The organism is Microcoleus sp. N9_A1 (assembly GCF_036701795.1).
Lineage (GTDB): Bacteria > Cyanobacteriota > Cyanobacteriia > Cyanobacteriales > Microcoleaceae > Microcoleus.
This window is the reverse complement of sequence record NZ_JAUBRI010000139.1, coordinates 1-6,088: the sequence shown is the minus strand read 5'-3', so window position 1 is coordinate 6,088 and position 6,088 is coordinate 1. Positions and strand designations below refer to the sequence as shown.

The window sequence follows — 6,088 nt, the reverse complement described above, 5'->3', positions numbered from 1 at the left end:
GGGATTTTAAAGTCCCAAAAGCCTTTTGACCCTAATTATTTACTCGCTACCCCTTGACAGTTCAAGACAGTATCTACCTGATTTCGGGCGAAGCGAAGCGGAGGGAATCGACCGGACATGATATTATTCAACCAGAAACTATCTCTATAGAATTGCAAAATTCGATCGACCTCCTGGTCACCCCAGAACAATTCGAGGCCCTAGCATTGGCAAATCCCGACTTGAGATTAGAGAGAAATGTATAAGGAGAGTAGGCTTTTGAGCCTGTCCCACAAGAGTTTCATAAAATTTATTGAGGCCAAACTAAATGGGAGGCCAGCTTACTACCCCTACTTTTAAGCCTAATAGTTCGGTTGCCTTGAAGCTCTCTACAGGCTTAGAAAATAAATATCCTTGCCCCAACTCACACCCCAACTCTTGCAGTTTCTGTAGCTGTGTTGGCGTTTCTATCCCTTCTGCCACGATATCCATACCTCGGCTGCGAGCCAGCGTCACGATCGTCTGGATAATTTCTACGCCACTGTTGTCGGCCCCAATGCGGCTCACAAAAGAGCGGTCAATCTTTAAGGTATCAATGGGAAACTCGTGTAAGCGGCTTAAAGAAGAGTAGCCCGTGCCAAAGTCGTCGATACACAACTGAATGCCTAGAGCTTTTAGCTGCTTCAACATCTTTTCTTCCCTGGATACTGTTTCTAAAATGCAACTTTCAGTAATCTCTAGTTTTAGAGAGTAGCTTGGAATGCCAGTCTGCTGCAAAATCTCCTCAATTCGATTGAGTAGGTTTACTTGCTTGAGCTGCACGGGGGAAAGATTGACATTAATCGTCAAGGGAGGTGTTTGGGGAAACTGTTGCTGCCAAATACTGATCTGGTGACAAGCTTCCTGCAAAACCCACCACCCCAGTTCATTGATCAAACCAGTTTCTTCAGCCACAGGGATAAACTCAGCAGGCGGGTAGATCGTGCCAGATGCGTGATGCCAGCGCACCAAAGCTTCAAAGCCACTCAGTTGCCCCGTAGAAAGGGAGACAATTGGCTGGTAGTGAACGCAAAATTCTTGTAGCGCGATCGCCCTTCTCAAGTCGTTCTCCAACTGCAACCGCGTCATAGCCACAGTTTGCATAGCTGGAGCGAAAATTTCGTAACGCCCTCTGCCTTGAGCTTTAGCATAATACATTGCGATATCCGCATCTCTGAGTACGTCTTCTGGGCGATCGTAACCCATTGTGCTCAGGAGAATGCCAATGCTGATCTCGGTAAATACTTCATAATCATTCAAATTAAACGGCTGCCTTAATTGATTTTGGATGCGTTCAGCCACCCTGTTTGGTTCATCAATATGTTTAATATCTTCCAGCAATATCACAAATTCATCTCCTCCAAACCGCGCAACTGCATCTGTATGGCGTAAACAAACTTGCAGTTGACGAGCAACGCTTTTTAGTAATTGATCCCCAACCAAATGCCCGAGGCTATCATTCACTACTTTAAAGCGATCTAGGTCAATAAATAGCACCGCATATAAATAATCTTCATGTCTGTATGACAAGTCGATCGCCTGTTGCAGCCGATTCATAAACCAAGCGCGGTTAGGCAACTCCGTTAGCGCGTCGTGAAAAGCATCATGTCCTAATTTTTCTTCCCTTTCCAACAACTGAACTTGAGCCTGTTGAAGCTCGTTGTAGGCTTGTCTAAGTTCAGCCGTTTGAGAAGCCACCCGTTCCTCTAACTCAGAAGTGAGTTTCTGCAAGGCCACTTCCGCCTCTTTTCGCCTTTCAATTTCCTGTTTGAGAAGCACATTTTGCTCTTCCAGCGTCTTGGTCAAATTTCGCAGTCTCAGGTGTAGTTGCAAGCGGGCTAGGACTTCTTCTTGCTGAAAGGGTTTGGTGATATAATCTACTGCCCCAATTGACAAACCTTTAACCTTATCCACGCGATCGGTAAGAGCTGTCATAAAAATCACAGGGATATCTTTCGTTGCCACCGATGCTTTTAAACGGCAGCAGGTTTCAAACCCATCTATCCCCGGCATCATCACATCTAATAATATGATATTTGGCGAAACTTCTTGTAGCTTCTCAATAGCACTTTCCCCATCCTTAGCCACTAAAACCTTGAAGCCTGACTCCTTCAAAAAATCGAACAGAAGTTTGAGGTTATTCGGGTTATCGTCAACAATTAAAATCACATTTTCGTTGGGATTCAACATTTTATTCTCCAAAATGTTTTTTGACAAAGGCTAGTAGTTCTTTTTCTTCAAAGTTTTTGGCAAATTGCAACACTTTATTAGCAAACGGATGATAGTTCCCATCTATCTTCTTGAGTCTATTGGCTTCCTGCTCAACAACTTCAATATCGCCGATTCGAGCTGCATTAAACAGCGTTACAAGCTCTGTTGATGGCGGGATAGTAAGCTCACCACTTTGAACATTTAATAAATTAGTGAAACCTTCCTGCTGTTCGTTTGCCAAATCCGTAGGTTCGTCGTAAATCCATTCGATTTGCAAGTAATCCTTTAATACTTCTAGCAATTCTTCTACTTGGATCGGCTTTGACAGGAACTCGTTACAACCTGCTTCTTGGCTATTTTGGCGATCGAATTCAAACACGCTGGCGCTGGATGCTATCAATATTACATCTTTAAACTCTGATGACTTTCGGAAGCGCCGTGACATTTCAAATCCATCCATTACTGGCATCACTAAGTCTGTGATAATCAGATCGGGTTTAAAATCAATGGCTTTATTTAAACCCTCTTGTCCATTACAAGCTTCCATGATTTTAAAACCTAGTGGTTCTAAAAGAATTCTAATAAAACCTCGATTTTCTAATCGATCGTCTACTAACAAAATTTTATTTTTATTTCCTTTAAAACCCTTTAAATTGATTGAAGTATTTGGCGAAGGTTGCTCAATAAATTCACATGATCGAGTCAACTCTAATTCAAAGTAAAAAATGCTGCCTTGACCGAGTATACTTTCGACTTTTATTTCGCCTCCCATCATTTGAACAATTTTCTGTGCGATCGCTAATCCTAACCCAGTGCCTTCTGCCTTCTGCTGGCTATTTCCGACTTGTTCAAACGGTAAAAATATTTTTTCTAACTGTTCTGGTGCCATTCCAACCCCAGTATCTTGGATATGGAAACGAATTTTAGTAAGTTGTGATGGGTCAGAGTCTTCCCCCGTACCTATTACGCCTACCTTAAAAATAACCCCTCCTTTTTTTGTAAATTTAATAGCATTTCCCAACAGGTTAATCAAAACTTGGCGCAGTCGTTTTTCATCAGCATTTACAGCGTTAGGAAGTTGATTTAATACTTGATAACTAAATGTAATTTCTTTTTGTTCAGCTCGGATACGGCACATTTCCACCACCCCGATCAAAAAAGAAGAAAAATTAAAATTTGAACTGTAAAGTTCCATTTTACTGGCTTCAATTTTAGAAATGTCTAAAATATCGTTAATCAGCGTGAGTAAGTGGGAACCACACTGGTGAATAATGTGGATAGCATCTTTTTGTTTAGGAGTGGTAGTTTTATCGCGTTCCATAATTTGAGAGTATCCTAGAATTCCGTTCAGGGGTGTGCGGAGTTCATGGCTCATGTTGGCGAGGAATTCGCTCTTGGCATGGTTAGCAGTATCAGCGGCAATTTTTGCCTCTTTTAGCTCACTTGTCCGTTCTTCTACTCGATTTTCTAGCTCTGAGTTGGTCTTTTCTAAAGCAGCAAAAGACTCGCGCAATTGCTGTGCCATCTGGTTAAAAGATTGAGCGAGAATTCCCAGTTCATCTATGCCATTTACCTCTACTTTTTGGTCTAATTGACCGCTAGCGATCGCTCGACTCGCTTGACTTAACCGAAAAATCGGATGGGTAATCCAGCGGGAGGCGAGGATTCCTAAGAACGTCGCTAGCACTAACGCTAAAACGCAGAGTAGGATAGTGCTGCGGGTATTGGCATTGATTTGCTCCATAAAGTCGGCTTCTGGAACGACTACAACAATCAGCCAATCAAGACCTCTGCCATCTTGGAATCTGGATACTTGCACGAATTCCCGCTGACCGTTCAGCATGAATTCAAGTTGCTGGTTGCTGTCAATGTTGGTGAAGTTATCAAAGCGTTCTATTAAATGCTGTGCTGTACCTTTGATTAAAGGTACGCTGCTTTCAATCGCTTTTAATCTTTGCGTTTTTTTGCCATCTATGCTGTCAAGAAATGGCTTCTCGGCGGTGGAAGAAGCCACTAGCAAGCCCGATCGTTCTACGATGAAAGTCTTTCCAGATATACCAATTTTTAAAGTTTGGAGAAAGTCGCCAATTTTTGAGAGAAACAGATCGGTACTTACAACTCCTAGAAAAGTGCCATTTTTATCGTAAACAGGTTGGCTAGCTGAGATTCCTAGGCTAGGTTGAATATAATATTGATAAATTTTATTCCATTGGGGTTTGCCTGCAACTTTTGCGGCCTTATACCAGGGTCGGATGCGGGGATCGTAGTCGGGGTGGGTTTCCTTAAACTGAGTCGGGTTGCCCTCTCTATCTACCTTGACGATCGTATTGAGAAAATTAGTAGAGCGATCGGTTATTTCAATAACCACACTGCCATCATCCTTATATCCAGCACCCGCATATTCTTTTCTTTCCCCTCCAAAACTGATGTAACTAACGGTGGGAAATTGCTTTAGTTGCCAGAAGAAGTAGCTTCTCATCGAACTCATATTGTCGGGATTCCACAACCCAAAGCGACGAATGGCATCGACGCCGATGGCATTGACCAAATGGGGCGTTTCCAAGTAAGTGTTTAATTGTTGATTGATGCGGGCGACTACCTCCGTTCGTAATTGGGTAGTAACGTTGTTGACGGCAGTTTTGCCGTTGCGTAGCGAGAGCCAACCTGTCAGCCCCACAGCGACAAAGATTTGCAGCACGAATGGTACGACTAATACGAGGCGCAGCGGGATTTTTTGAGGGCTTTTTGCAAGTTCATTCTCACTTGCGATTAGAGTCATGGCGGAGTCATTTTAGTATTTGGATTGTATCAATAACAACAGTCGCTCAGCTTTGATAATTTAAAGTCAGTTCTAGGGAAATTCTTGATTCTCTCTATTTTGAATGCCAATTGGTTTAATGATATCTTATTGTTGAATAACCGGGCTGAAATGAGCGGGTAATACTGATACAGTTTGCAAATTTATGAAAAAAAACAGCTCCCCATTTGAGACGGAATCTCCATAAATGTCAAATGCTATATTTTGCTTGGGGTTGCAGTGTGAGCCTACCTGCCGATTTCATGGATATTGAGTACACCTTCATTCACTTGTAGGTCTTGACCTCAATACTAATTGATCTAAGCATACAACTAACTATAGTCAGGACTTACGAACTATAGGGTCTGAAACCCAGCTTCCCCGTGCTGCCCTAAAAAGGGGGGGAACCGCTTCAAAAAACGGGGTACTTGAAAGCCCTCTTGGAAAAAGGGTTTGGGGGTTCTATGCGTAAGTCTTAAGCTTACGCCAGCTAAATTGCGCTTTTTTTTCAAGGGGCTCTCTGGCCCGTCTCACAAGGATTCTCAAATAAAGGAAATGGGAACCTAGATGCACAATAACTTAATAGTCGATCGTGCATAGTGCCTAAACCAACCATAAACTCAACACTTTGACGGGGTGACAAGCAGGTTAAAAGCAAAGCTGCGTCAAGATTTTGAGTTGATTAACCAAGCACAAAGATATTTGCGGGCGTGATTCAATAAAAGAGAGTGGCGAGATCCCTTGAATCAGGTTCAAGGCGAGCTTGGAGGATCGTATGAGTCAATAAGCCTGTGAATAATCCCCTATCTTTTTTGAGGTTCAGGGGCTTTAATGCTTTTACCATCAAGGTTTGACAGGCGTTGTCACCCCGCCAAGTATTTTAACTTAGGATCGCGAATTAAATAATTTACACAAGGAAAGTGGGGTGTCCCGCCCGCCCTTTCTGGACGGGCGGGACGCCCATCCCACAAGAACCATCACGCATTGTAAGGAATGAAAATTTAATAACATCAGCGATGTATAATAAGTAAATGAGTGAATATAAATAGGTTCATGTTTCGG

The 6,088-nt window shown here is 42.7% G+C and carries 3 protein-coding genes; 1 reads left to right on the top strand and 2 read right to left on the bottom strand.

What is annotated here, in order from left to right:
* Positions 1 to 53 precede the first annotated feature (53 nt).
* Entirely contained in the window at positions 54 to 245 is a 192-nt protein-coding gene (locus QUA58_RS30605; RefSeq protein ID WP_333255745.1) for a hypothetical protein, read from the top strand.
* A 58-nt stretch (positions 246 to 303) separates the two neighbouring features.
* Here QUA58_RS30605 and QUA58_RS30600 read toward each other — a convergent pair whose 3' ends face one another.
* Both QUA58_RS30600 and QUA58_RS30595 read right to left on the bottom strand, forming a co-directional pair.
* Positions 304 to 2,208, bottom strand: a complete 1,905-nt coding sequence (locus tag QUA58_RS30600) for an EAL domain-containing protein (protein ID WP_333255743.1) — start codon at positions 2,206 to 2,208, stop codon at positions 304 to 306.
* 1 nt (position 2,209) lies between these two features.
* Positions 2,210 to 5,008: an ATP-binding protein gene (locus QUA58_RS30595; protein ID WP_333397895.1), complete on the bottom strand. Its 2,799-nt coding sequence runs from the start codon at positions 5,006 to 5,008 to the stop codon at positions 2,210 to 2,212.
* Positions 5,009 to 6,088: the final 1,080 nt, after the last annotated feature.

Excerpts from the sequence above, each read along its gene's own strand:
- QUA58_RS30600 (WP_333255743.1), bottom strand. The coding sequence starts at position 2,208 with ATGTTGAATCCCAACGAAAATGTGATTTTAATTGTTGACGATAACCCG.
- QUA58_RS30595 (WP_333397895.1), bottom strand. The coding sequence starts at position 5,008 with ATGACTCTAATCGCAAGTGAGAATGAACTTGCAAAAAGCCCTCAAAAA.